General features: G+C 67.8%; 24 protein-coding genes. 13 read left to right on the top strand and 11 right to left on the bottom strand.

Annotated elements, in window-relative coordinates:
* Window positions 1–28 precede the first annotated feature (28 nt).
* Genes DL991_RS34190 through DL991_RS34180 form a run of 3 tightly spaced genes read right to left on the bottom strand, consistent with a single transcriptional unit; the run spans window position 29 to window position 2,799 of the window.
* Window positions 29–652 (bottom strand): MSMEG_1061 family FMN-dependent PPOX-type flavoprotein, encoded by a 624-nt coding sequence (locus DL991_RS34190; protein ID WP_125788479.1) that lies wholly within the window; start codon window positions 650–652, stop codon window positions 29–31.
* Window positions 645–1,802 carry an FAD-binding oxidoreductase gene (locus DL991_RS34185; protein WP_125788478.1) on the bottom strand — a complete coding sequence of 386 codons (1,158 nt, stop codon included), beginning with the start codon at window positions 1,800–1,802 and terminating at the stop codon, window positions 645–647. The genes DL991_RS34190 and DL991_RS34185 overlap by 8 nt, the downstream gene beginning before the upstream one ends.
* Window positions 1,786–2,799 (bottom strand): glutathione S-transferase family protein, encoded by a 1,014-nt coding sequence (locus DL991_RS34180; RefSeq protein WP_125788477.1) that lies wholly within the window; start codon window positions 2,797–2,799, stop codon window positions 1,786–1,788. The genes DL991_RS34185 and DL991_RS34180 overlap by 17 nt, the downstream gene beginning before the upstream one ends.
* Before the next feature lie 95 nt (window positions 2,800–2,894).
* On the opposite strand from DL991_RS34180, the gene DL991_RS34175 reads away from it, so the two are divergent.
* On the top strand, window positions 2,895–4,271 hold the full coding sequence (locus DL991_RS34175; RefSeq protein ID WP_125788476.1) for a wax ester/triacylglycerol synthase family O-acyltransferase: 1,377 nt from the start codon (window positions 2,895–2,897) through the stop codon (window positions 4,269–4,271).
* A gap of 74 nt (window positions 4,272–4,345) precedes the next feature.
* Here DL991_RS34175 and DL991_RS34170 read toward each other — a convergent pair whose 3' ends face one another.
* Window positions 4,346–5,332, bottom strand: a complete 987-nt coding sequence (locus DL991_RS34170; protein WP_125788475.1) for a sorbosone dehydrogenase family protein — start codon at window positions 5,330–5,332, stop codon at window positions 4,346–4,348.
* 315 nt (window positions 5,333–5,647) lie between these two features.
* Between DL991_RS34170 and pqqA the strand changes: the two genes are divergently transcribed.
* The 5 genes from pqqA to pqqB all read left to right on the top strand — a co-directional run bounded on the left by pqqA (window position 5,648) and on the right by pqqB (window position 8,718).
* The gene (gene pqqA, locus DL991_RS34165; protein WP_125788474.1) at window positions 5,648–5,743 is read left to right on the top strand and encodes a pyrroloquinoline quinone precursor peptide PqqA; all 96 of its coding nucleotides are present in this window, start codon (window positions 5,648–5,650) and stop codon (window positions 5,741–5,743) included.
* An 86-nt stretch (window positions 5,744–5,829) separates the two neighbouring features.
* Window positions 5,830–6,510: a pyrroloquinoline-quinone synthase PqqC gene (gene pqqC / locus DL991_RS34160; protein ID WP_125788473.1), complete on the top strand. Its 681-nt coding sequence runs from the start codon at window positions 5,830–5,832 to the stop codon at window positions 6,508–6,510.
* A gap of 2 nt (window positions 6,511–6,512) precedes the next feature.
* Complete coding sequence (gene pqqD / locus DL991_RS34155; protein ID WP_125788472.1) at window positions 6,513–6,785, top strand: pyrroloquinoline quinone biosynthesis peptide chaperone PqqD; 273 nt, start codon at window positions 6,513–6,515, stop codon at window positions 6,783–6,785.
* Window positions 6,776–7,858 carry a pyrroloquinoline quinone biosynthesis protein PqqE gene (pqqE, locus tag DL991_RS34150; RefSeq protein WP_125788471.1) on the top strand — a complete coding sequence of 361 codons (1,083 nt, stop codon included), beginning with the start codon at window positions 6,776–6,778 and terminating at the stop codon, window positions 7,856–7,858. Before pqqD ends, pqqE begins: the two co-directional genes overlap by 10 nt.
* Window positions 7,855–8,718: a pyrroloquinoline quinone biosynthesis protein PqqB gene (gene pqqB / locus DL991_RS34145; RefSeq protein ID WP_125788470.1), complete on the top strand. Its 864-nt coding sequence runs from the start codon at window positions 7,855–7,857 to the stop codon at window positions 8,716–8,718. Before pqqE ends, pqqB begins: the two co-directional genes overlap by 4 nt.
* Here pqqB and DL991_RS34140 read toward each other — a convergent pair.
* Window positions 8,715–9,689: an aldo/keto reductase gene (locus DL991_RS34140; RefSeq protein WP_125788469.1), complete on the bottom strand. Its 975-nt coding sequence runs from the start codon at window positions 9,687–9,689 to the stop codon at window positions 8,715–8,717. The genes pqqB and DL991_RS34140 overlap by 4 nt on opposite strands.
* A gap of 107 nt (window positions 9,690–9,796) precedes the next feature.
* On the opposite strand from DL991_RS34140, the gene DL991_RS34135 reads away from it, so the two are divergent.
* Both DL991_RS34135 and DL991_RS34130 read left to right on the top strand, forming a co-directional pair.
* Entirely contained in the window at window positions 9,797–10,315 is a 519-nt protein-coding gene (locus tag DL991_RS34135) for a helix-turn-helix domain-containing protein (protein WP_125788468.1), read from the top strand.
* Window positions 10,312–11,532 (top strand): MFS transporter, encoded by a 1,221-nt coding sequence (locus tag DL991_RS34130; RefSeq protein ID WP_125788467.1) that lies wholly within the window; start codon window positions 10,312–10,314, stop codon window positions 11,530–11,532. The genes DL991_RS34135 and DL991_RS34130 overlap by 4 nt, the downstream gene beginning before the upstream one ends.
* A 45-nt stretch (window positions 11,533–11,577) precedes the next feature.
* Here the strand turns inward: DL991_RS34130 and DL991_RS34125 are convergent, their stop codons facing one another.
* Both DL991_RS34125 and DL991_RS34120 read right to left on the bottom strand, forming a co-directional pair.
* On the bottom strand, window positions 11,578–12,954 hold the full coding sequence (locus DL991_RS34125; protein ID WP_125788466.1) for an amidase: 1,377 nt from the start codon (window positions 12,952–12,954) through the stop codon (window positions 11,578–11,580).
* 7 nt (window positions 12,955–12,961) lie between these two features.
* Window positions 12,962–13,951 carry a D-2-hydroxyacid dehydrogenase gene (locus DL991_RS34120; RefSeq protein ID WP_125788465.1) on the bottom strand — a complete coding sequence of 330 codons (990 nt, stop codon included), beginning with the start codon at window positions 13,949–13,951 and terminating at the stop codon, window positions 12,962–12,964.
* A gap of 98 nt (window positions 13,952–14,049) precedes the next feature.
* Here DL991_RS34120 and DL991_RS34115 point away from each other — a divergent pair, with 98 nt between their 5' ends.
* Genes DL991_RS34115 through DL991_RS34105 form a run of 3 tightly spaced genes read left to right on the top strand, consistent with a single transcriptional unit; the run spans window position 14,050 to window position 16,301 of the window.
* Window positions 14,050–14,790: an Asp/Glu/hydantoin racemase gene (locus DL991_RS34115; protein ID WP_125788464.1), complete on the top strand. Its 741-nt coding sequence runs from the start codon at window positions 14,050–14,052 to the stop codon at window positions 14,788–14,790.
* A 44-nt stretch (window positions 14,791–14,834) separates the two neighbouring features.
* On the top strand, window positions 14,835–15,605 hold the full coding sequence (locus DL991_RS34110; RefSeq protein WP_125788463.1) for a maleate cis-trans isomerase: 771 nt from the start codon (window positions 14,835–14,837) through the stop codon (window positions 15,603–15,605).
* A 3-nt stretch (window positions 15,606–15,608) separates the two neighbouring features.
* The gene (locus tag DL991_RS34105; RefSeq protein WP_125788462.1) at window positions 15,609–16,301 is read left to right on the top strand and encodes a GntR family transcriptional regulator; all 693 of its coding nucleotides are present in this window, start codon (window positions 15,609–15,611) and stop codon (window positions 16,299–16,301) included.
* Between the two features lie 4 nt (window positions 16,302–16,305).
* Here the strand turns inward: DL991_RS34105 and DL991_RS34100 are convergent, their stop codons facing one another.
* The 3 genes from DL991_RS34100 to DL991_RS34090 form a co-directional block, all read right to left on the bottom strand.
* A complete protein-coding gene (locus tag DL991_RS34100) occupies window positions 16,306–16,782 on the bottom strand; it encodes a DUF4262 domain-containing protein (RefSeq protein WP_125788461.1) in 477 nt (158 codons plus the stop codon).
* A gap of 594 nt (window positions 16,783–17,376) precedes the next feature.
* Complete coding sequence (locus DL991_RS34095) at window positions 17,377–18,435, bottom strand: tartrate dehydrogenase (RefSeq protein WP_125788460.1); 1,059 nt, start codon at window positions 18,433–18,435, stop codon at window positions 17,377–17,379.
* Window positions 18,432–19,895 carry an NAD-dependent succinate-semialdehyde dehydrogenase gene (locus DL991_RS34090; RefSeq protein WP_125788459.1) on the bottom strand — a complete coding sequence of 488 codons (1,464 nt, stop codon included), beginning with the start codon at window positions 19,893–19,895 and terminating at the stop codon, window positions 18,432–18,434. The genes DL991_RS34095 and DL991_RS34090 overlap by 4 nt, the downstream gene beginning before the upstream one ends.
* An 88-nt stretch (window positions 19,896–19,983) precedes the next feature.
* Here DL991_RS34090 and DL991_RS34085 point away from each other — a divergent pair, with 88 nt between their 5' ends.
* Both DL991_RS34085 and DL991_RS34080 read left to right on the top strand, forming a co-directional pair.
* The gene (locus DL991_RS34085) at window positions 19,984–21,234 is read left to right on the top strand and encodes an aspartate aminotransferase family protein (RefSeq protein WP_125788458.1); all 1,251 of its coding nucleotides are present in this window, start codon (window positions 19,984–19,986) and stop codon (window positions 21,232–21,234) included.
* Complete coding sequence (locus DL991_RS34080; RefSeq protein ID WP_125788457.1) at window positions 21,234–21,731, top strand: DUF3830 family protein; 498 nt, start codon at window positions 21,234–21,236, stop codon at window positions 21,729–21,731. The genes DL991_RS34085 and DL991_RS34080 overlap by 1 nt, the downstream gene beginning before the upstream one ends.
* A 62-nt stretch (window positions 21,732–21,793) precedes the next feature.
* Here the strand turns inward: DL991_RS34080 and DL991_RS34075 are convergent, their stop codons facing one another.
* Window positions 21,794–22,780, bottom strand: a complete 987-nt coding sequence (locus tag DL991_RS34075) for a hypothetical protein (protein ID WP_125788456.1) — start codon at window positions 22,778–22,780, stop codon at window positions 21,794–21,796.
* Window positions 22,781–22,889: the final 109 nt, after the last annotated feature.

The raw sequence follows: 22,889 nt of genomic DNA, 5'->3' as shown, positions 1-22,889 counted from the left end.
GAAGGGGGCCTTCACGCGCAGTGCGTCGTCAGTACAACCCGGCCGAGTAGGCAGCAGGGGCGTAATAGGCCTCGAGGTCGGCCAAGCTCTCGTCGGGCCGTTCGAAGGTCTTGGCGATCGCCGCGCGGGACGGCAGCGCGCCGGGCGCCCAGCTCTCCGGCGACCAGAGCTTCGACCGCATGAACGCCTTCTGGCAGTGGTGGAAGATCTCGTCGATGTCGACCACCAGCGCCAGCTTCGGCCGGCTGCCCTTCACGATCATGTCGTCGAAGAACGGCGCTTCCCGCACGAGCCGCGCGCGGCCGTTGATCCGCAGTGTGTCGCCGCGGCCGGGGATCAGGTAGATCAGCCCGACGTGCGGGTTCGACAGCACGTTGTGGAACCCGTCGGCGCGCCGGTTGCCGGGACGCTCCGGGATGGCGATCCGCGTGTCGTCCAGCACCAGCGTGAACCCGGCCGGGTCGCCCTTCGGCGAGACGTCGCAGGTGCCGTCGGCCGCCGACGTCGCGATCAGCACGAACGGTGACTCCGCGAGCCACTGGCGGTCCATCTCGTGCAGTTTCGGACGCGCCTTGTTCGCGGTCCGTTCCAGCGGCGGCGGCAGGATCTCGCGCAGCTCGGCCTCGGTGGTGACTTCGACGAACTCAGACAATGTTGTGCTCCCTCGTCACGGCCCGGTCGCCGGCGAACCGGCGGACGTCGAGCCCGGTGATGTCGATGGCCGGGACCCACCCCAGGTAGAGGTCCCGCACGAGCTCCCCCACCGCCGGGCCCATCTGGAACCCGTGTCCAGAGAAACCGGTCGCGTAGAAGAACCGCGACAGGTGGACGCTTTCCCCCACGATCTGGTTGCGGTCGGGGGTGACCTCGTACAGCCCGGCCCAGCCGCCGCGGATCCCCGCGTCGAGTACCGCGGGCACCCGGCGCGCGGCGATTTCGGCAAGTTTCGGCAGCCAGTCGCCAGGCTGGTAGCGGGTGTCGAAGCCGGGTTCGCCGTCACCGTCGCAGAAGGACATCGCCAGGCCGAGGCCCTCGCGGTGGAAGTAGAAGGCGGACGGCATCTCGATGGTCAGCGGCACGGATCCGGGCAGGTCCGCGACCGGGCCGGTGAACACGACCTGCCGCCGGAACGGCCGCACCGGGAGGTCGACGCCGGCGAGTTCGCCGATCAGCCCCGACCACGCGCCCGCCGCGCAGACCACCGCGTTCGTCCGCACGAAGCCTTCGCCGGTCAGGACACCGGTGATCTCGTCGCCGTCGCGTTCGATCCCGACGACCTCGACGCCGGTCCTGAGCACCGCGCCGTGCGCGCGTGCCGCCCGCGCGTAGCCCTGGACCGCGGAGTCCGGCGTCGCCTTGGCGTCGTCCGGCGACCACAGGGCCGCGATCACGCCGTCGGTGTCGATCAGCGGGGAGAACCGCCGCGCTTCGGCGGGCTCGACGAGCCGGCTGCGGACGCCGTAGGAGTTCTGCAGTTCGGCGCAGCGCTCGAATTCGGGCAGATCGGCCGGGTCGGTGACCAGGTACAGGTAGCCGTCGCGGCGGAAGTCGATCTCGGTCCCGTACGTCTCGGCGAAGGAGGCGTACTCGGCCAGCCCGCGCAGCCCGATCTCGATGTTGACCCGGGTGGTGAACGACGACCGGATCCCGCCCGCGGCCTTCGCGGTCGAGCCTCCGCCGAGGCTCCCGCGTTCGAGCAGCAGCACCGAGACCCCGGCCGCGGCGAGCCGGTACGCGCAGCTGACCCCGACGATGCCACCGCCGATCACGACGACGTCGGTGCGTTCAGGAAGTGGCTCCATCCGTGTCCCCGATCCGTTCGTCCTCGGGCGGCGGTCCCGGCGGCGTGCCGTCGCCGAACGGGCGCCCGCCCAGCCGCTCCCGGTGGTGCGGCGCCGTCCAGCCGGACAGGTCCGGTCCCAGTGGGACGATCCGCGTCGGGTTCACCTGCTCGTGCACCGCGTGGTAGTGCCGCTTGATGTGGTCGAAATCGACGGTGTCACCGAAACCCGGCGTTTGGAAGAGGTCACGGGCGTAAGCCCACAGCACCGGCATTTCGGTCAGTTTGTTCCGGTTGCATTTGAAATGCCCGTGATACACCGGATCGAAGCGGACGAGCGTGGTGAACAGCCGGATGTCCGCTTCGGTGATCGTGTCACCGACGAGGTAGCGCTGCTCTTCCAGCCGCTCGGAAAGCACGTCCAGCATGGCGAAGAGCCGGGTGTACGCGTCCTCGTATGCGGCCTGTTTGGTCGCGAAACCGGCTTGGTACACAGCGGCGTTGACGTCCGCGTGGACGCCCACGTTGACGTCGTCGATCTCGTCACGCAGTCGCTCCGGGTAGAGGTCGGGCGCGCCGGGCCGGTGGAGACTGGTCCATTCGGTGGACAGATCCAGGGTGATCTGTGGATAGTCGTTGCTCACGAGCCGTTTGCTCGGAATGTCCACAATGGCCGGAACACTGATCCCGCCCATGTAGTGCGGGTCGGCCGCGTGATAGGCCTCGGCCAGGTACTTGATGCCGAGAACCGGATCCCGGTCATCGGGATCGAGGGTGAACCGCCAGCTCTTCTCGTCCTGGATCGGGTCGGCGACGGCCACGCTCAGCGCGGACTCGAGGCCGAGCAGCCGCCGGACGATCAGCCCGCGGCTCGCCCAGGGGCAGGCCCGGCTGACCACCAGCCGGTATCTCCCCGCTTCCACCGGCCAGCCGTCACGGCCGTCGGCGGTGACACGCGCGTCGAAATGGTTGGCGGACCGACGGAACTCGCCTGTCCGCGGATCGGTCGGGATCGTCATGTGAGCCACCCTAAAGCGTGAGATGGTGGTTTCGGTGTGCGTAGACTCTGGCACCCGGCGTGCTCGCACGCCGCCGCGCGGAAGGTGGTCCGACGATGCCGTTCATGCCCGTGACCGACTCGATGTTCCTTCTCGTCGAGACGCGCGAACATCCGATGCACGTCGGCGGGCTGCAACTGTTCAAGAAACCCGAGGACGCCGGACCCGACTACCTGCGTGACATCCGCCGGAAACTGCTCGATTCCGACAACATGCGCCCGGTGTTCCGGCGCCGTCCGGCCCGGCCGGTCAACACCGCGGGCCACCTCGCCTGGTCGACCGACACCGAACTCGAACTCGACTACCACTTCCGGCATTCGGCACTGCCCCAGCCCGGCCGGATCCGCGAACTGCTGGAGCTGACCGGCCGCTGGCACAGCACCCTCCTCGACCGGCATCGTCCCCTGTGGGAGATCCACCTGGTCGAGGGGCTGCAGGACGGCCGGTTCGCGATCTACAGCAAGATCCACCACGCGCTGATGGACGGCGTCTCGGCGCTGCGGCATCTGCAGGGCACGCTGTCGGACGACCCGTTCGACCTCGACTGCCCGCCGCCGTGGGGTTCCCGGCCCAAACCCGAGGGCGACCGTAACGGCAAGGCGTCGCCCTCGCTGTTCCAGACCATGGGCAAGACGGTCAACCAGCTCGCCGGTATCGCGCCCGCCGCGATGAAGGTGGCGCGCGAGGCGTTCCAGGAGCACACCCTGACGCTGCCTTCGCAGGCGCCGAAGACGATGTTCAACGTCCCGATCGGCGGTGCCCGGCGGTTCGCGGCGCAGTCGTGGTCGCTGGACAGGGTACGCAAGATCGCCACGGCGGCCGGGGTGTCGCGCAACGACGTCGTCCTCGCGATGTGCTCGGGAGCGCTGCGCGACTACCTGATCGAACAGAACGCGCTTCCCGACGCGCCGCTGACCGCAATGGTCCCGGTTTCCCTGCGGCGCAAGGACAGCGGGGACGCGGCGGGGAACAACATCGGCGCGCTGCTGTGCAATCTGGCCACGCACCTGAGCGATCCGGCCGCACGGCTCGCGGCGATCAACGCGTCGATGCGGAACGGGAAGAAGCTGTTCTCGGAGCTGACCCCGCTGCAGACGCTGTTGCTGTCGGGGATCAACGTCGCCCAGCTCGGTGTGTCGCCGATCCCCGGTTTCGTGAACAACACGAAGCCGCCGTTCAACCTGGTGATCTCCAATGTGCCGGGGCCGCGCAAGCAGATGTACTGGAACGGCGCGTCGCTCGACGGCATCTACCCGGCGTCGGTGCTGCTCGACGGGCAGGCGCTGAACATCACGCTGACCAGCAACGGGGACAACCTGGACTTCGGCGTCACCGGCTGCCGCCGCAGCGTCCCGCATCTCCAGCGCATCCTGACCCACCTGGACACCGCGCTGGTCGAACTCGAGCACGCGGTCTCGCTACCCCGCAGCTGACCCCCGCAATTCGGCACCTGGTTGCGGTAGTTCAGCATCGAACTACCGCAACCAGGTGCCGAATTGCGCCGGGGTCAGCTGCCGTCGGAGACGTAGAGAGCGCCCGGGGTGATCGTGTACAGCTGGCCGTCCGGGCCGGCGACCGCGTCACGCGTGCGGCCGAGGTTGGTCCAGAGCTTGCCGCCGTTGCCGTTCAGGTCGAGCTTGTACGTGCCACCCTTGAGCGAAGCCATGTACAACGAGCCTTTGTAGGCCGCGAGCCCGCTCGGCGTCGCCGAAGACGTCGGCCAGGCCTTGACCGGGTTGGTCATCCCCGCCGTGTTGCACGGCCCCTCGCAGGTCGGCCAGCCGTAGTTCTTGCCGGACTCGATCTTGTTCAGCTCGTCGAGCCTGTTGGCGCCGATGTCGGAGACGTACAGCTGACCGTTCGCCCAGGTCAGACCCTGGACGTTGCGGTGGCCGTAGGAGTAGACGCGACTGTTGAACGGATTGCCGGGCGCGGCCGCGCCGTCGGTGGTGACGCGCAGGACCTTGCCGCCGAGGGAGTTCTTGTTCTGCGCGTTGGCACCGTTCTGGCCGTCGCCGGTGCCCGCGTAGAGGTAGCCGTCCGGGCCGAACCTGATCCGGCCGCCGTGGTGATACTGCGAACCGCGCGGGATGCCGGTGACGATCGGCGTCGGCGTCTGGCCCAGCTTCAGCTTGGCGATCCGGTTGTCGGAACTGGTCGTGTAGTAGATGAAGACCGTCTGGTCGGTGGCGTAGTTCGGCGAAACGGCGATGCCGAGCAGTCCCGCCTCCGCGGTGACACTCACCCCGGGGATGGTCTGGACCGTGGTGACCTTGCCCGCCTTGTCGATCTTGCTGATCGTCTTGGCGTCCTTCTGCGTGAAGAGGCCGGTGCCGTCGGGCAGGAAGTCGATCGACCACGCCTGGTTGAGGCCGCTCGCGAGTTGTCTGATCGCCTGGACGGACGGCGCTTCGGCGGCCGCCGCCGGAACGGCCGCGATCGACACGGCCGTCGCGGCGGCGAACGTGGCGGCGAGAATACGACGTAAGGACATGGGACGCCTCCTTCAGCTACACCCCTGGAGCTCGGATGGCGGCGGTAGACGGGTGGTCGGGGTGCACCCGTCGAGTTGGATACAAACACACCGCAGGACGAAACGGACACCACTGGACGGGCTATCGACAGGGCCCGCCGTTAACCGTTATGTGCGCCGAGCGTGACGATCGGAGTCGCTCGATCGGCCATAGGTAGGAAACTTTACAAAACACCTCCGGAAGTCGGTCCTTGCGTCTGGTCAGAATCGGCGGCCCGCTTCTAGGGTGACGGTGGCTCGGCCCTGTTCGATCCCATGTGGACGTTAGGAGCGGAAATGATCGAAAGCATCGAGGTATGGACCACCCCCGACTTCGTCGAGTACGAAACCCCCATGGAGGTCACCGCCTACGCGGCCCGCATGGAGGACTGACTTCGTATCCGGTGGTGGGGGCCGTTCCCCCACCACCGCGCCGCCGTCCCGATCAGCGAGCCGTTGGAGGCAGCACGGTGTCCCCCATGTCGTCGTCGGATTTCATCGCGGCCTTGCGCGGGCTTTCGCACCGCTATTGGGGCACCCACCCGTTCCACGAGCGGATGCACCGGGGCGACCTGTCCGAGTCCGAACTGAAGATCTGGGCCGCGAACCGCTGGTACTACCAATGCGTGCTCCCGCAGAAGGACGCGGCGATCATCAGCAACTGTCCGTTGCCGGAAATACGCCGGGAATGGCTCGACCGCATCGTCTATCACGACGGGACGAAGGCAGGCGACGGCGGAACCGAGCGGTGGCTCCGCTTGTGCACCGCGGTCGGGCTCGATCGCGAAGAGGTTCTCGATCAGCGGCACGTCGCCCCCGGCGTACGGTTCGCCGTCGACGCCTACGTGACTTTCGCCCGCACGAAACCTTGGCTCGAAGCGGTCGCTTCGGGGCTGACCGAAATGTTCGCCGGCCATCTCATGCAGCGACGGGTCGCCGACATGCTGGCGAACTATTCGTGGATCGCGCCGGAAGACCTCGCCTATTTCACCAATCGCATCGACAAGGTCTCCGGCGAGGGCAAGGGAACGCTCGATATCGTCGTGCGGCACGCCGTCACCCGCGAGCAGCAGGAGAGGGCGATCGCCGCGCTGTCCTTCAAGACCGACGTGCTCTGGTCCATGCTCGACGCCATCGAGCGCGCCGCGGCCAAGGAGTAGCGATGAGCACCCTCGAAATGGGCTCGGTGCCGCGGCTGCGGCGCGGGGTCCGGCTGAGCTATGACCAGACCAGGGAAACACACGTCCTCCTGTTCCCTGAAGGCGTACTCGTCCCGAATCCGACCGCCGCCGCCGTACTCAAGCTCTGCGACGGCGTCGAAGACGTCGCGGCGATCGCTTCGGCGTTGCGCGAGCGCTATTCCGGTGTGCGCGAGGAAGAGATCCTGGACGTCCTGTCCCGGCTGGGAGAACGGCGGATCGTCGAATGGACCTGAAAACCGCGGCGCCGCCGCTGGGCATGCTCGCCGAGCTGACCCACCGCTGCCCGCTGCACTGTCCGTACTGTTCGAATCCGGTCGAACTGATCGCCCGCGACGGCGAACTGTCCACAGAGGAATGGATTTCCGTACTCTCACAGGCACGGGAGCTCGGCGTGCTCCAGGTGCACATGTCCGGTGGTGAGCCACTCGCCAGACCGGACCTGCCCATCCTGGTCGAACACGCCACGCAACTGGGTTGCTACGTGAACCTGGTGACGTCCGGACTCGGACTGACCGAGTCCAGATTGGACGATCTCGTCGAACGCGGCATCGCGCACATCCAGCTGTCCGTCCAGGGCGCGACGGCCGAACGCGCCGACCGGCTCGCCGGTGCGCGGGCCCACGACCGGAAACTGATCGCCGCCGAGCTGATCAAGAAGGCCGGGCTGCCGCTTTCGGTGAACGTCGTCCTGCACCGCCAGAATCACGATCAGCTCGCCGGGATCATCGACCTCGCCGAGGAGATGGGCGCGGACCGGCTCGAACTGGCCAACACTCAGTACTACGGCTGGGCTCTGCGCAACCGCGACGCCCTGATGCCGACCCGGCGGCAACTCGACGAGGCCGAGCCGATCGTGCGCGCGGCCACCGAACGGCTGCGCGGGCGCATGGAGATCATCTACGTCGTCGCCGACTACTACGAGCGGTACCCGAAGCCCTGCATGTACGGCTGGGGCGCGCGGCAGTTGACCGTGGCACCCGATGGGAACGTGTTGCCGTGTCCCGCTTCGACGGCGATCAAGACGCTGGAGTTCGACAACGTACGGGACAGACCGCTGGCATGGATCTGGTACGAATCCAGCTCCTTCAACGCCTATCGCGGTGAGGATTGGATGCCGGACACCTGCGGCACCTGCGAGCGGCGCGCGATCGACTTCGGCGGCTGCCGTTGCCAGGCGTTCCAGCTCACCGGCGACGCCGCGGCCACGGATCCCGTGTGCTCGCGTTCACCACAGCGCGACGTCGTCGACCTCATCCTCGCCGCGCCCCCGAAAACGGACGAACTCGTGATGCGCGGACCGCGATGAGGGTGATCCTGCTCGGCACCGCGGCGGGCGGCGGCTTCCCGCAATGGAACTGCGCCTGCGCGCTGTGCGTTTCCGACGCGCCGCCGCGGACGCAGGACTGTGTCGCGGTGAGCGCGGACGGCGAGGGCTGGTACCTGCTCAACGCGTCGCCGGACATCCGCGCGCAGATCCTCGCCACACCACCGCTGCGCGCCGGGCCCGGGCCGAGGGAGATCCCGTTGCGCGGGGTGCTGCTCACCGACGCCGAGCTCGATCATTCACTCGGCTTGCTCCTGCTTCGGGAAGCGGGCGGGCTCCCGGTGTGGGCACCGGACGCTGTCCTGCACGCGCTCTCCGAACAGTTCCCGGCGCGGTCGATCATCGACGGCTACGGCGGCTGGGACTGGCTGCCGTCTTCGGAAATCGCCATCGACGGTCTTCGGGTGAGCGTGCTTCCCGTGAGCGACAAGCGGCCGAAGTACGCGCGTTCGTCCACTGAGGACGGCCCATGGGTGGTGGCGTACCGGATCGAAGACGTCCGGACCGGCGGCGTCCTCGTGTACGCGCCTTGCCTGAAGAGCTGGCCGGACGGCTTCGACGAGTTCACTCGCGACGCCGGCCTGGTGTTGCTGGACGGAACTTTCTTCGCGCCGGACGAGATGTCGGGAGCCACCGCGGCCGAGGTCGGCGACGGCGCCCAGCTGGCGATGGGGCATCTGCCGATCACCGGAAGTCTCGCGAAGCTGCGGCCCGGCCCGCGTTGGGCGTACACGCATCTGAACAACACGAACCCGGTGATCGACCCGGCCTCGCCGGAGCACGCCGCCGTCCTGGCCGGCGGCGCCTCGCTTCCCTTGGACGGTACCGAATTCAAGCTCTAGGCGACACCTTCCGGACTCGCGCCCGACACCGGGACGGCGTCGGCGGTGAGCCGATCGATCTCCGCGAGATCGTCCGCTGTCAGGTCGACGTCGGCCGCGGCGAGACTGGCCTCGATGTTGGCCGACTTGCGCGCGCCCACGATCGCGACATGCACGCCCGGCTGGGCGAGCGTCCACGCGATCGCGAGCTGACCGACCGAGATCCCCTTGCCCGCGGCGAATTCCTTGAGCCGGTCGACGACGGCGAGATTGCGCCGGAAGGTCTCCCCGGTGAACGCCGAAGACCGGGAACGCCAGTCGGTCTTCTCGAACGTCGTCTCCGGCGTGAAGGAACCGGTCAGCAGGCCACTGCCCAGCGGGCTGTACACGAGCACGCCGATGTCGTTCTCCCGCGCGTACGGCAGCGGATCGGTTTCGATGTCACGGCGGAACAGGTGATACGGCGGCTGCAAGGTCTCCACCGGACGGGTCCGGTCGAAGGCGGCCAGCCCCGCGGCGTCGTAGTTCGAAACACCGACGTGCCGAATCTTCCCGGCGTCGACGAATTCCTGCAGGATCCCCGCGGTCTCCTCGGCCGGGGCGCCGGGATCGGGCCAGTGGATCTGGTAGAGGTCGATGTGGTCGACGTCGAGGAAACGAAGGCTGTCCTCGATTCCCTGTGCCAGCCACTCGCGCCGGGAATCGCGCGGCCGTTCGGAACGCGGCTTGATGCCGCCCTTCGTGGCGATGACGAGGTTGTCGCGGTCGCGCTTGAGTTCCTCACGCAGCGCCTTTCCCAGCATCGCTTCGGACTTCCCGAAACCGTAGGCCTGTGCGGTGTCGAAGAAGTTCACCCCGAGTTCGCGCGCGTGGTGGATCGCCGCGATCGCCGCGTCCTCGTCGAACGAACCCCAATCCCCGCCGAGTTGCCAGGTGCCGAAAGCGATCCTCGAGACCTCGAGACCACTCCTGCCCAATGTCGTCGTACGCATGACTCCAGCAGAGCACAGACATCGGATCACCGCACCGGACCTCCCGGCCATTGAAACCCCCAAATAACTGTTTGACGGTTCGCGTCCCGGCAGTCGATACTCGTCCCATGTCCGACTCTCCCGGCCTCGACGGGCTCCGTGTCCTCGCCCATCCCGTTCGGCTGCGCATTCTGTCGCTTTTGACCGGTGTCGCGATGAGCGCGGCCGAAGCCGCGCGTGAGCTCGGTGAGACACAAGCGAATGTCAGCTATCACCTACGGCGGCTGCACGAGGCCGGACTGCTCGACGTCGTCGAGGAGGTCCGGATCCGGGGCGGGCTGGCGAAACGCTACCGGCACGATCCGGAGTCCGGATCGCGGTGCACGTCGACGAATCCGGAGGAACACCGGCTTCTCATCACGACGATGGCCTCCGAACTCGTGCGCCGCAGCGAATTCCACGTCCGCGGTGAACGCGGACTGACGGCCGACGTGGAGATGTGGGTCGACCGTGAGAGCTGGAAGAAGGCACTCGCCCACGCCCATGAGCTGAGCGAGCTTCTGCACTCGGCCGCGAAACCGCCCCGCACCCGGGGGACCATTCCGGTCAGCGCGACGGTCGCGATGTTCGAGATGAGGCGACCGTGACGTCGCTGCGCGAACCCCTGCGCCACCGCAACTTCCGCTGGCTGATCGGCGGCCGCACGTTCGGGGAGTTCGGCAACGCCGTCGCCCCGCTCGCGCTGGCGTTCGCGGTGATCGACCTGACCGGTTCGGCCGTCGACATCGGCATCGTCGTGGGCGCGCGTTCGGTGGCGAGCGTGGTCCTGCTGCTGTTCGGCGGGGTGCTGGCGGACCGCCTGCCGCGTTCGGTGATCCTGCAGGGCACCGAACTCGCCGCCACCGTGACCCAGGCCGTCATCGCGGCGAGTGTCCTTTGTGGATTCGCGTCGATCCCGCTGCTGGTCGGCCTCAGCGTGGTCAACGGCGCGGTGTCCGCGATCTCCGCCCCCGCCTCGGCGTCGCTCACCCCGTTGACGGTGCCCGCGGCACTGCTGGCACCGGCCAACGCCCTCGGCAGGCTGTTGTCGAACTCCGGCCGGATCGCCGGCGCCGGCCTCGGCGGCATCCTGGTCACCGCCGTCGGCCCCGGCTGGGCGCTCGGCGGGAACGCGCTGCTGTTCCTGGGCTCCGCCCTGTCCTACCGGTGCATCCGCCTCAGCCGCCGGGAGCGGACCCCCGGCAGCCGCCCGCTGGCGGAACTCGTCGAAGGCTGGCACGAGTTCCGGTCGCGCACCTGGGTGTGGGTCGTGGTCGTGCAGTTCATGGTGGTGAACGCGGTCATCGCCGGCGGGATCGCGGTACTCGGTCCCGTCGTCGCCGACAGCAGCTTCGGCCGCTCCGGCTGGGGGTTCGCACTCGCCGCACAGACGATCGGCTCACTCGTCGGCGGGATCCTCGTGGCTCGATGGCAGCCGCGGCGCGCACTGTTCGTCGGCGTCGCGGTGATCCTTTTCGAAGCGCCGCCGTTGATCCTCCTCGGCCAGGCGCCATGGCTGCCGCTGCTGCTGGCCGCCATGTTCGTGTCCGGCCTGGCGATCGAGCAGTTCGTGGTCGCGTGGGACGTCTCGCTGCAGGAGAACGTGCCCGAAGAAAAGCTCGCGCGCGTCTACTCCTACGACATGCTCGGTTCCTTCATCGCGCTGCCCCTCGGCCAGATGGCGGCCGGACCGGCCGCCCAGCACTTCGGGGTCAGCACGACACTGCTCGCTTGCGCCGCCCTGGTCGTGGCGGCCACCTGTCTCGCACTGTGCAGCGGCCAGGTGCGCGGCCTCGTCCGGAAGACCCACGCCGCCCAGCCCTGACCCTCTGGAAGCGATAGCAAAGGTCCCTTGCTCCCTTTCCGCAGGTCACGACCAGGGACGGACCTCCTCCAGGAGCTTCGCGACCGCGAGGACCAGGTCGTCGGAGTGTCGCGGGCCCACGATCTGCAGACCGACCGGGAGACCGCGAGAGGTGCGGCCCGCCGGGACGCTGATGGCGGGCTGCTGGGTCATGTTGAACGGGTAGGTGAACGGCGTCCAGTCCGGCCAGCCGCTGAGGCCGCTGCCAGGCGGCACCTCGTACCCGGCCTCGAAAGCGGGAATCGGGAGGGTCGGCGTGATCAGCACGTCGTAGCGCGTGTGGAATTCGCCCATCAGGATCCCCAGCGCTGCCCGCTCGGCGTTGGCGCCGAGATAGTCGCTCGCCGAGAAGGTCTTGCCGAACTCCCACACCTTCCGCAGCCCGGGATCGACCTTCGCCTCCGAACCGGCGGGGAAGGCGTCCAGCCACTTGGCCGCGCCCGTCGACCACAGGATGTCGAAGGCGGGTTTGGGGTCGGTGAAGCCTGGATCGGTCTCCTCGATGTGCAGGCCCGCGTCGCCCAGCGACTGGACCGCCGACTTGACGATCGCCGCGACCTCCGGATCGACGTCGACGAAGCCGAGCGTCGGCGAGTAGGCGGCGATCAGCCCGCGCACGTCCCGGCGGACGGCTTCGCGGTAGGTCGAGACGGGCGGAGCGAGTGCGGCCGGGTCACGGTGGTCGGGCATCGCGAGGACGTCGAGGAGCAGCGCCGTGTCATCGACCGAACGCGCCATCGGGCCCGCATGCGAGAGCGGCCCGAACGGGCTCGCCGGGAACAGCGGGATCCGGCCGTGCGTCGGTTTGAGGCCGACGATTCCGCAGAACGAAGCCGGGATCCGGATCGAGCCACCGCCGTCGGTGCCGACGGAGAGTTCGCCCATCCCCGCCGCGACGGCCGCGGCGCTTCCCCCGCTGGACCCGCCCGCCGTCTTCGACGGGTCGATCGGGTTGCGGGTGATCCCGGTCAGCGTGTTGTCGGTGACACCCTTCCACGCCAATTCCGGCGTCGTGGTCTTTCCCAGCAGTACCAAGCCGTTCTCACGCAGCCGCGCGGTGACCGGGCTGTCGACGTCCCACGGCTGGTTCGGGTCGATGCACCGCGAACCGCGCAGCGTCGGCCAGCCCTGGGTCAGGAACATGTCCTTGATCGAGGCCGGGACACCGTCGAGCCAGCCGATCGGATTACCGTCCCGCCAGCGGATTTCGGACGCTTTCGCCTGCTCGAGCGCGCCATCGGCATCGACAAGGCAGAAAGCGTTCGTCTCGCCGTCGTGTTCTTCGATGAGACGCAACGCGTTCTGAGTGGCCTCGACCGGCGACAGCTCTCCGGTCGCATACGCGGCCACGAGCTCACTCGCGGTCAACTTGGTGTCGTTCATCCGGCCCCTAACCTTGGCGAAGCGTCTCCGACGGCACGTATCCGAGCTGCTTGTCCACGACGTTGCGCAGCGGCTCCCCCGCGCGCCAGCGACGGAAGTTGTCCGCGAACACCTCTACCAGAGCATTACGCCAGCCGACGAAGTCGCCCGACATATGCGGCGAGATCAGCACGTTCTCCATAGTCCACAAAGGACTTTCAGGTGGCAGCGGCTCGGTGTCGAAGACGTCGAGCGCCGCACCTCCGAGCAAGCCGTCCCGCAAGGCGCCGACCAGGTCCGAAGTGACGACCAGTTCGCCGCGGCCGACGTTGACGAACCGCGCGCCGGGTTTCATCGCGGCGAAGGCCGCCGCGTCGAACATGCCCTTCGTCTGCTCGGTCAGCGGCGCGACCGCGACGACGTAGTCCGCCTCGGGAAGATGGCGAGCCAGGTCCGAAGAGGCGTACACGTCTCCGAAGTCGGAATCACCCTCACGAGGACGGCGTCCGACGCCCGCCACCGACATCCCGGCCGCCCGCAGCGTCCGCGCGATCGACCGGCCGATCGGCCCGGTGCCGACCACGAGCACCCGGCGACCGGAGATCCGCTCACTCTCCCGGTGCTTCCACTGCTTCCGCCGCTGCAGGTCCCACGAACGGACGAAATCCTTGGCGAACGCGAGGACGACCCCGAGGACGTACTCGGCTATCGCCCCGTCGAACACCCCCCGGGAGTTGGTGAGCACGACGTCGCTCTCCTGTAGCCCGGGGAAGAGCACGGGGTCGACGCCCGCGCTGGCGATATGCAGCCAGCGCAGCCTGTCGGCCGCGTGCCAGGCACCCGGGACGGCGGTCGACAGGAAGTCGTAGACGAAGAACGCGTCCGCACCGGATAACGCATCGGCCAACCCGGCCTCGTCGGTGTAACGAACCACCGCTTCGGCTTCGATAGCGCGCATGTCCGGTGGGCGCGTGTCTCCGCAGAGCACCGCCAGCACAGGGGTCTCCGAGGCGATCACGTTGACACCGTAAAAGTGGCTCGTATGATTGTCAACAATCCGAGGAACGACCCCCGGAGCACCGGACTGTGACTGCAGAAGTTTCCGGAGGCTGAGACTTGGATTTCGACTTACTGGAGTTCGAAGGCCCGCTGGCGCAACGCGGAATCGGCGTCATTGCCCCCTTCGACCTGGCCCTGGAACGCGAGCTGTGGCGCTGGGTGCCCATGGAGGTCTCCCTCCATCTGGCGCGGACGCCGTACGAGCCCGTCCCCGTCAGCATGGAGATGGCCCAGCTCGTCAGTGACAGCAGACATCTCGCCGCCGCCACGCGAGACGTGCTCCACGTGGAGCCCGAAGTCGTCGCCTATCTGTGCACCTCCGGAAGTTTCGTCAACGGTGTGGACTACGAACGTTCTCTGACCAAGGCGATCTGCGACGCCGGCGCCCTGGACGCCGTCACCACGTCCGGAGCGTTGGCCGAGGTCCTGCACCAGCTCGACCTGCACCGCGTCTCGGTGCTGACGCCCTACGACGGCGACCTGACCGGGAAGCTGCACGACTTCCTGGCCGAGCTCGGCGTCCGCACCGTCTCCAGCGACCATCTCGGCCTGGGCGGCGGCATCTGGAAGGTCAGCTACCGGACCATCGCCGAACGCATCCTCGCCGCCGACCACGCCGACGCGGAGGCCATCTTCGTCAGCTGCACCAACCTCCCCACCTACGATCTGATCGAGCCGCTCGAAAGCGCGCTCGGCAAACCCGTCCTCACCGCGAACCAGCTCACGATGTGGGCCTGCCTCCGGCGGATGAACCTGCCGATCGTCGGGCCCGGCAAGTGGCTGCGGGAGGTCGACTGACCTCTTCCCCTACGATTGTCGACAATCTGTCCTCCGGAGGTCCCGTGCCCATCTCGCCGCTCACCCCACCCGAGCCGCCGTCCGAGACGACCACGATCGGATTCATCTACCCCGATCACGCGGCCGAAGACGACTACCCGCTCGCGGAACAGCTCCTCGGCGGGGACATGGCCGGGATCAAGCTGCCGGTCGAGCACATCTACGGCACCGATCTGCACGCCGTACCGGAGCTGCTGGACCTCGGCAGCGAAAGCCGGCTCGCCGACGGCGCCGCGCTGCTGGCCAAACACGAACCGGACGCGGTGGTCTGGGCGTGCACCAGCGGCAGTTTCGTCTACGGCTGGGAAGGTGCCCGCGACCAGGCCGACCGGCTGGCCGCCGTCGCCGGTGTCCCGGCGTCGAGCACCTCCTTCGCCTTCGTCCACGCCGCTCAGGCCCTCGGGGTCCGGCGGGTCGCGGTCGCCGCCAGCTACCCGGACGACGTCGCCCGGCTGTTCGTCGAGTTCCTCGGCGCGGGCGGGGTCGAGGTGATCTCGATGGGCAGCGCGGACATCGACACCGCCGCCGAGGTCGGCGAGCTCAGCCCGGAAGCCGTCGTCGAGCTCGTCGTGAGCCGCGACCACCCGGCGGCCGACGCGCTGCTCGTCCCCGACACCGCCATGCGCACGCTCGGCGAGATCAACACGCTCGAGACCCGGCTCGGCAAGCCGGTGCTGACCGCCAACCAGGTCACGGTCTGGGAGGGCCTGCGGCTCACCGGGAAGTCGCCGCTCGTCCGCACACTGGGCGCGCTGTTCGGGAGAAGGGGCAACTGAACCATGTCCTTGCCGGAAATCGAGCCGGTCAGCCGGGAGTCGACCGCCGGGATCATCGCGCGCCAGTTGCGGGACGCGATCATGACCGGCGCTCTCCCTCCCGGCACCCAGCTCGGCGAAACGGATCTGGCCTCCCGGTTCCAGGTTTCGCGGGGACCGCTGCGAGAGGCGATGCAGCACCTCGTTTCCGAAGGGCTCCTGCGCAGCGAGCGGCACCGCGGCCTGTTCGTGATCGACCTCGAACCCGGCGACGTCTACGACATCTACTCGGCGCGCTCGGCCATCGAGCGTGCCGCGATGCTGCGGGCGCTGCGTGGTGACCGGGAACGGGTCGCCACCGAACTCGAACAGGCCGTGAGCGCCATGGCCGCCGCCGCGGACGACGACGATCCGACCGCGCTGTCCTGGGCCGACCTCCGGTTCCACGAAGCGCTGATCGCCGCGTCCGGCAGCAAGCGGCTCGTTCGGATGGCCCGGACCCTGCTGATCGAGACCCGGATGTGCCTCACCGCGCTGCAGGCGACCTATCAGCAGGTCGAAGAACGGGTCACCGAGCACACCAAGATCATCGAAGCCCTCCGGGCAGGCGACGAAGAGACCGCGCTGTCGCTGCTGGAAGCCCATATGGAGGACGCGGTCCAGCGACTGGCCCCGGGAACCAGCCTTCGAGTGGGCGAGGCTCCCGCGGTGCCTTGAGGATTCAGCCACGGCCCCGCGCCCCCAGCACCGGCTGCCCGCCCGTTCCACCGCGGAACTCCCTGTCCCACGGCCAATTGCCGTGCTCGTCCTCGTAGACCAATTGCAGGGCACGGAATTCCTCGCCGTACATGAGCACGGCGGTGATCAGGTGCGCCGACGGCGAACTGAGCGGAACGACCTCGAACGCCGGCCATCCCACCGCGGCGGGCAGCACCTCACCCGCTTCCGGCGGCCCCGACCGGACCACCTGCTTGGCGAAATAGTTCAGCAGCTGCCCGGATCTTCGCTCTCTCAGTCCGGTGACGACGAGTTCCGGGAGCCCGGCGTCGGTGAGCCCGACCGTGTACGCGAAACCGGGTTGGGCGCTTCCGCGCTCGACCGTCTGCACCATCCAGCCGTACTTCCGGATCAGCGGACGGACCTCCTCGATGAGGTAGTCGCTGCGGCTCTTCCCGGGGTTGTCGCAATGCCAGCACATCGGCACTCCTCCAGTCGTCGAATCCGATGATCGACACTGTGCACCGGGGCACCGACAAAAACTCGCGGCCCGGGGTGGCGCGCATGCGATGAACGGTCCTTTCGTGGCGGATTCGCGCCGAGATTCCCTTTCAGCACACCATTTTCGCCTTTTCGAGAAAATCGGCAGGGCCGGATTCACGGGACCGGCGCCCCCGATGTGGCATTGGGGACACGGAGCGGGCCGCCCGAATACCACTGCCTTACTCCACAAGGTGAAGCTGGCGTATTCCTGACCTGTCGAGTGTCGCGAAAGCCACTTTGGGGACGCCTGAGGTCTCGAAAGTGGCTTTCGCGACACGGCAGGCCAGGTTCCCAATGTCGCGGTATGGACGCTCAGTGTCCCTACCGCGACATTAGCGACACCGGACCGCGGCGGCATCGAACCCGCAACACTCGAAGCGCCACGACAGCCATAACTGCCTTAAGTACATGAAGGCCCCCTTCCTTGCGCCTAACGCAAGGAAGGGGGCCTTCATGCACTCAAACCCCACCCGAAGTCATGAATGGACCATTCATGACTTGCCGGGGCTTGACACGCCCCTATGCGGATGGTTCAAGATAGAGCGGCGACCACCGCGGACCCGAGTTCGGCGGTGGTGGACTTCCCGCCGAGGTCAGGGGTCTGCACGGCCCCCTCCTCGAGAACCTTTTCCACCGCGGCGCGAACATCCTGTGCCGCAAGGGTTTCCCCGAGATGGTCGAGCAGCATCGCCCCCGCCAGGATCTGCGCCACCGGATTCGCGATGCCCTGCCCGGCGATGTCGGGAGCGCTGCCGTGGACCGCCTCGAACATGGAGGGGAACTCACCGGTTGGATTGATGTTGCCCGAAGGCGCCATTCCGAGCCCGCCCGTCACGGCCGCCGCCAGGTCGCTCAGGATGTCGCCGAAGAGATTGGAAGCGACCACGACGTCGAGCCGGTCCGGCGCCTGCACCATCCGCGCGGCGAGCGCGTCGACATGGCACTGTTCGGCGTGCACGTCCGGATACTCCGAGGAGATTTCGGCGAAGATCTCGTCCCAGAACGGCATCGAGTGGATGAGCCCGTTGGACTTGGTCGCGGAGCAGACCCGGCCCGTCCGCGTCTTCGCCAGTTCGAAGGCGTAGCGGATGATCCGCTCCACCCCGACCCGCGTGAACACGGATTCCTGTAAGACGAACTCGTTTTCCAGGCCACGATTGTGCCTGCCGCCGATCTCCGAGTACTCGCCCTCGGAGTTCTCCCGGACGATCACCATCTCCAGCTCTTCGGCGCTGCGGCCCGCCAGTGCCGAAGTCGTCCCCGGCAGCAGGCGGACCGGCCGGAGGTTGACGTACTGACCGAACGCGCGCCGCACCGGAATGAGGAGACCCCACAACGACACATGGTCGGGAACGCCGGGAAAACCGACGGCACCGAGAAAGATCCCATCGAAAGCGGAAAGCTGCTCGATACCGTCGTCGGGCATCATCGAGCCGGTCTTGGTGTACCGCTCACAACTCCAGTCGAACTCTTTCCAGGACAAGGAGAAACCATGCGATGCCGCCGCGCGGTCGAGGACTTTGCGGGCCTCGACCGTCACATCGACACCGATCCCGTCGCCGGGAATGCTCGCGATCCGATAAGAAGTCACAGAGCCACCGCGATGTACTTGGTCTCGAGGAACTCCTCGATGCCGACAGTGCCACCTTCACGACCGAGCCCGGACTGCTTGATTCCGCCGAAAGGCGCCGCCGGGTTCGAGACCAGCCCTTGGTTGAGGCCGATCATGCCGGCTTCCAACCGTTCCGAAACCCGAAGTGCCCGCTTGAGGTCGGAGGTGTACACATAGGACACTAGGCCGAACTCGGTGTCGTTCGCCGCCGCGATGGCCTCGTCCTCGCTGTCGAACGGGGTGATCGGGGCGACCGGCCCGAAGATCTCCTCCGAAGCGAGCCTGGCGTCCTTGGGCACGTCGGTGAGCACCGTGGCCTGATAGAAGTTGCCAGGACCGTCCACAGCAGACCCGCCGGTGAGGACACGCGCTCCGCGATCGGTGGCGTCGGAGACCAGGCTGCTGACCTTCTCGACGGCGGCTTCGTCGATGAGGGGGCCGACGACGACACCTTCCTCGGTGCCGCGTCCCATCGGCAGGGCTTCCATGCGCTCGGTGAGACGCCGGGAGAACTCGCCGACGATGCCTCGCTGGACATAGAAGCGGTTCGCGGCCGTGCAGGCCTCGCCGATGTTGCGCATCTTGGCGGTCATCGCGCCGTCGATCGCCGCGTCGAGGTCGGCGTCTTCGAAGACGAGGAAGGGGGCGTTGCCGCCGAGTTCCATCGAGGTGCGGAGCACCTTGTCCGCGCACTGTTCCAGCAGCTTCCGCCCGACGCCGGTCGAGCCGGTGAAGGACAGCTTCCGGGCACGGCCGTCCCGGATCAGCGGCTCCATCACTCCGCCGGAGTCCGACGTCGTGAGCACGTTCAGCACGCCCTCCGGCAATCCCGCTTCGGCGAGGATCGCCGCGAGAGCCAACATCGAAAGGGGGGTCTGGGCAGCGGGTTTGATGATCATCGTGCAGCCGGCCGCGACGGCTGGGCCGATCTTGCGGGTGCCCATCGCCATGGGGAAGTTCCACGGCGTGATCAGGAGACACGGCCCGACGGGCTGCTTCGTCACCAGGAAGCGACCCGACCCGTTGGGCGCGACGGCGTAGCCGCCGTCGATCCGGACGGCCTCCTCCGCGAACCAGCGGAAGAACTCGGCCGCGTAGGTGATCTCGCCCTTCGATTCCGCGAGCGGCTTGCCCATCTCGAGCGTCATCAGCAGCGCGAGTTCGTCGGCGCGCTTGATCAGCAGTTCGTAGGCGCGGCGCAGGATTTCCCCGCGTTCACGCGGGGCGACGTTCGCCCAGTCGGCCTGTGCGGCGACGGCCGCGTCGAGTGCGCCGACACCGTCCGCCGGTGACGCGTCGGCCACCTCGCACAGGGCTTCACCTGTCGAAGGGTCGAGGACGGGGAAGGTCTTCCCGTCCGTGGCGGGCACCCACTTGCCGCCGATGAACAGTTCCTTGTCGACCGCCTTGACTACGCCGGCCTCACTGATCGAGCTCATCCCAACGCTCCTCCATGTTGTCCCGAAAGCCATGCTATGGATATTGTCAACAATCGACAACAGCTCAGCCGACCTAGGAGCGCAGCCCATGGCCCAGCTATCACCGCTGCTCAAGCAGGCAACGCCGGTCGTGGTCGACCACGGTGAAGGGGTGTACCTCTACGACACCGATGGCAAACGTCACCTGGATTTCACCGCCGGTATCGGCGTGACCAGCACCGGCCACTGTCACCCGCACGTGGTGAGCGCGGCGCGGGAGCAGATCGGCAAACTCATCCACGGGCAGTACACGACGGTCATGCACAAGCCGATGCTCGAGCTGACCGAGAAGCTGGGCGGTGTCCTTCCGGAAGGCCTGAACTCCCTCTTCTACGCGAACTCCGGCAGCGAGGCGGTCGAGGCGGCGCTCCGGCTGTCGCGGCAGGCGACCAAGCGGCCCAACGTCATCGTCTTCCAGGGCGGGTTCCACGGCCGGACCGTCGCGGCGGCGACGATGACGACGTCGGGCACCCGGTTCAGCGCCGGTATCTCGCCGCTCATGTCCGGGGTGCACGTCGCGCCGTTCCCGTACGCCTTCCACTACGGCTGGGACGAGGAGACGGCGACGAAGTTCGCCCTGCGCGAGCTCGACTACCTGTTCGCGACGGTCTGCTCGCCGAACGAGACGGCCGCGTTCTTCATCGAGCCGGTGCTCGGTGAGGGCGGGTACGTGCCGGCGAACCGCGAGTTCCTCGCCGGGCTGCGCGAACGCGCCGACAAGCACGGGATCCTGCTGGTGATGGACGAGATCCAGACCGGCTTCGGCCGGACGGGCAGGTTCTGGGGGCACGAACACTTCGGGGTGAGCCCGGACATCGTGCTCATCGCGAAGGGTCTCGCGAGCGGCTTCCCGATCTCGGGCATCGCCGCGTCGGAGGAGCTGATGGCGAAGGCGCTTCCCGGGTCGCAGGGCGGCACCTACGGCGGTAACGCGGTGGCCTGCGCGGCGGCGATCGCCACGCTGGAGGTGATCCAGCAGGAGGGGCTCGTCGAGAACGCCGCCGAACGAGGGCGCCAGCTCCTGAAAGGCGTCCGGGTGATCGCGGACAAGTCGCCGTCGATCGGCGACGTCCGCGGGCTGGGGCTGCTGGTCGGTTCCGAGTTCACCACGCCGGACGGCGAGCCGGACACCGCGAAGGCACAGGCGGCCCAGAAGGCCGCGTCCGCCAACGGGTTGCTGCTGCTGACGTGCGGGGCGTACATGAACGTCGTGCGGATGGTGCCGCCGCTGATCGTCGACTCCGAGCAGGTCGACGAGGCGCTGCGGATCTGGGGCGACGTCGTGGCGGGGGTCGCGTGATGACCCGCTACATCACGATCACGCTCGACAAGCGCGGAGTGTCCTGCCGGGCCCGGCTGCTCGACGCCGAAGCCCCGCGGACCTGCCGGGCGGTGTGGGAAGCGTTGCCGCAGAGCGGTTCGGCGTACCACGCGAAGTACGCGCGCAACGAGGTCTACACCCTCGTTCCGCCTTTCGCCGAACCGAAACCGGGCCGCGAGAACCCCACGGTGACCCCGATTCCGGGTGATGTCGTGTACTTCGGGTTCGAAGCGTGGGAAATCGGCAACCCGGCGTACGGCTACGACGAGGACAGCGAGGCCCACAGTGACCAGGGCGCGACGGATCTCGCGATCTTCTACGGCCGCAACAACCTGCTGATCAACGGCGACGCGGGCTGGGTGCCCGGGAACGTGTTCGCGACCATCGAAGAGGGACTCGCCGAAATGGCGGAAGCCGCGCAAGACCTCTGGCTGCGAGGTGTCGAGGGCGAGACGCTTTCGTTCGCACGCGCGTAAAACCCGTGGGCGGTGCGGGTTCCCCACCCCACACCGCCCACGGGCCGGCACCCCTCCCTGGCTTACTGCCGCGCTTCGCTGAGCCGGTATTCGACGCCACCGACCTCTTCGCCGCGCTGGTCGACCTGGGTCACGTGGACGGTGTACTGCCCGCCGGCCGCCTCGGCTCCGGCGGTGAAGCTCAGCTTGGCGTCCACCTGTTCGCCCGACTTGAAGGTCAAACCGCTGATCCGGGCTTGCTGCGGGTTCACGATGGCCAGCTCGGTCTCACCGACACGTTCGACGCCTTCCCCCTTCGCGCCGGCCGCCCGCCAGCGTGCGGCGAGGTCGGGGCCGAGGTCGATGGTGATCCGTCCCGGGCCGGTGAACGGCCTGCCCGGCTGCGTGAAGACGATGTCGCCGACCGCCGTGGGCTCGCGACCGTCCCAGCCGAACACGATCGGCCGGAGTACCGGGACCTTGATCTTGAACGGTACGGCGTTCACGTTGTGCCAGCCGATGTTGTTGTTGTTCCGCGCGTTCGTCGACGTGCTCAGGCCCTCGGTCGGCAGGTCCGTCGGCGAAAGCCATCGTGCCAGCAGGCAGAAGTGCGAGCCGATCGGGACCTTCCACGGGATGACGACCCGTTTGGTGCCGTAGGGCACGCTCACGTTGGTGGCCGAACCGATGTAGTTCCACTGGCTCGACCACTGGGCCACGGTGCCTTGCTTCGTGTAGTAGACCTGCAGCGTCCCCTTCTCGAGGCCGTCCCCGTACGGGCCGGGGTTGTTCAGCGTGACATGGATGTAGGCGGTGCTCCCCTGGACGATCGGGTCGTCGGTCGCGCAGAGGATCGTCGCCGAGAAACACACCCGGATGTCGGGGCTGGAGTAGAGCGAACCGGTCGAGGGTTCGAACCCGACATCGGACGTGTTGTCCCGGATGAAGACGTCGCTCCGAGCCTCCGGCGCGGCCTGCACCGCCGGCGCGACACCCGCGAACAGCGTCGCGGCGGCCAAGACGGCCGAGGCGAGCAGCGTTCGGCGGCGCCGCGGATTTCTGCTGATCATGTACCCCTCCTTGGGCGAAACTGTCGACCCGTTGACCGTCGGCCAGACCGGTTGTGGCGGGGTTGTCGAGATCGTGTGCCCTAATTGGCCGATTTCGGTGGGTCTTCGC

The sequence above is a fragment of the Amycolatopsis sp. WAC 01375 genome, from assembly GCF_003947325.1.
GTDB lineage: Bacteria > Actinomycetota > Actinomycetes > Mycobacteriales > Pseudonocardiaceae > Amycolatopsis.
Note: the sequence above shows the minus strand (reverse complement) of the source record. Positions and strands in the feature narration are given on the sequence as shown.

Excerpts from the sequence above, each read along its gene's own strand:
- DL991_RS34175 (WP_125788476.1), top strand. The coding sequence starts at position 2,895 with ATGCCGTTCATGCCCGTGACCGACTCGATGTTCCTTCTCGTCGAGACG.
- DL991_RS34105 (WP_125788462.1), top strand. The coding sequence starts at position 15,609 with ATGTCCTTGCCGGAAATCGAGCCGGTCAGCCGGGAGTCGACCGCCGGG.
- pqqD (WP_125788472.1), top strand. The coding sequence starts at position 6,513 with ATGAGCACCCTCGAAATGGGCTCGGTGCCGCGGCTGCGGCGCGGGGTC.
- DL991_RS34090 (WP_125788459.1), bottom strand. The coding sequence starts at position 19,895 with ATGAGCTCGATCAGTGAGGCCGGCGTAGTCAAGGCGGTCGACAAGGAA.
- DL991_RS34075 (WP_125788456.1), bottom strand. The coding sequence starts at position 22,780 with ATGATCAGCAGAAATCCGCGGCGCCGCCGAACGCTGCTCGCCTCGGCC.
- pqqA (WP_125788474.1), top strand. The coding sequence starts at position 5,648 with ATGATCGAAAGCATCGAGGTATGGACCACCCCCGACTTCGTCGAGTAC.
- pqqB (WP_125788470.1), top strand. The coding sequence starts at position 7,855 with ATGAGGGTGATCCTGCTCGGCACCGCGGCGGGCGGCGGCTTCCCGCAA.
- DL991_RS34140 (WP_125788469.1), bottom strand. The coding sequence starts at position 9,689 with ATGCGTACGACGACATTGGGCAGGAGTGGTCTCGAGGTCTCGAGGATC.
- DL991_RS34080 (WP_125788457.1), top strand. The coding sequence starts at position 21,234 with ATGACCCGCTACATCACGATCACGCTCGACAAGCGCGGAGTGTCCTGC.
- DL991_RS34125 (WP_125788466.1), bottom strand. The coding sequence starts at position 12,954 with ATGAACGACACCAAGTTGACCGCGAGTGAGCTCGTGGCCGCGTATGCG.
- pqqE (WP_125788471.1), top strand. The coding sequence starts at position 6,776 with ATGGACCTGAAAACCGCGGCGCCGCCGCTGGGCATGCTCGCCGAGCTG.
- DL991_RS34180 (WP_125788477.1), bottom strand. The coding sequence starts at position 2,799 with ATGACGATCCCGACCGATCCGCGGACAGGCGAGTTCCGTCGGTCCGCC.
- DL991_RS34135 (WP_125788468.1), top strand. The coding sequence starts at position 9,797 with ATGTCCGACTCTCCCGGCCTCGACGGGCTCCGTGTCCTCGCCCATCCC.
- pqqC (WP_125788473.1), top strand. The coding sequence starts at position 5,830 with ATGTCGTCGTCGGATTTCATCGCGGCCTTGCGCGGGCTTTCGCACCGC.
- DL991_RS34170 (WP_125788475.1), bottom strand. The coding sequence starts at position 5,332 with ATGTCCTTACGTCGTATTCTCGCCGCCACGTTCGCCGCCGCGACGGCC.
- DL991_RS34185 (WP_125788478.1), bottom strand. The coding sequence starts at position 1,802 with ATGGAGCCACTTCCTGAACGCACCGACGTCGTCGTGATCGGCGGTGGC.
- DL991_RS34100 (WP_125788461.1), bottom strand. The coding sequence starts at position 16,782 with ATGTGCTGGCATTGCGACAACCCCGGGAAGAGCCGCAGCGACTACCTC.
- DL991_RS34085 (WP_125788458.1), top strand. The coding sequence starts at position 19,984 with ATGGCCCAGCTATCACCGCTGCTCAAGCAGGCAACGCCGGTCGTGGTC.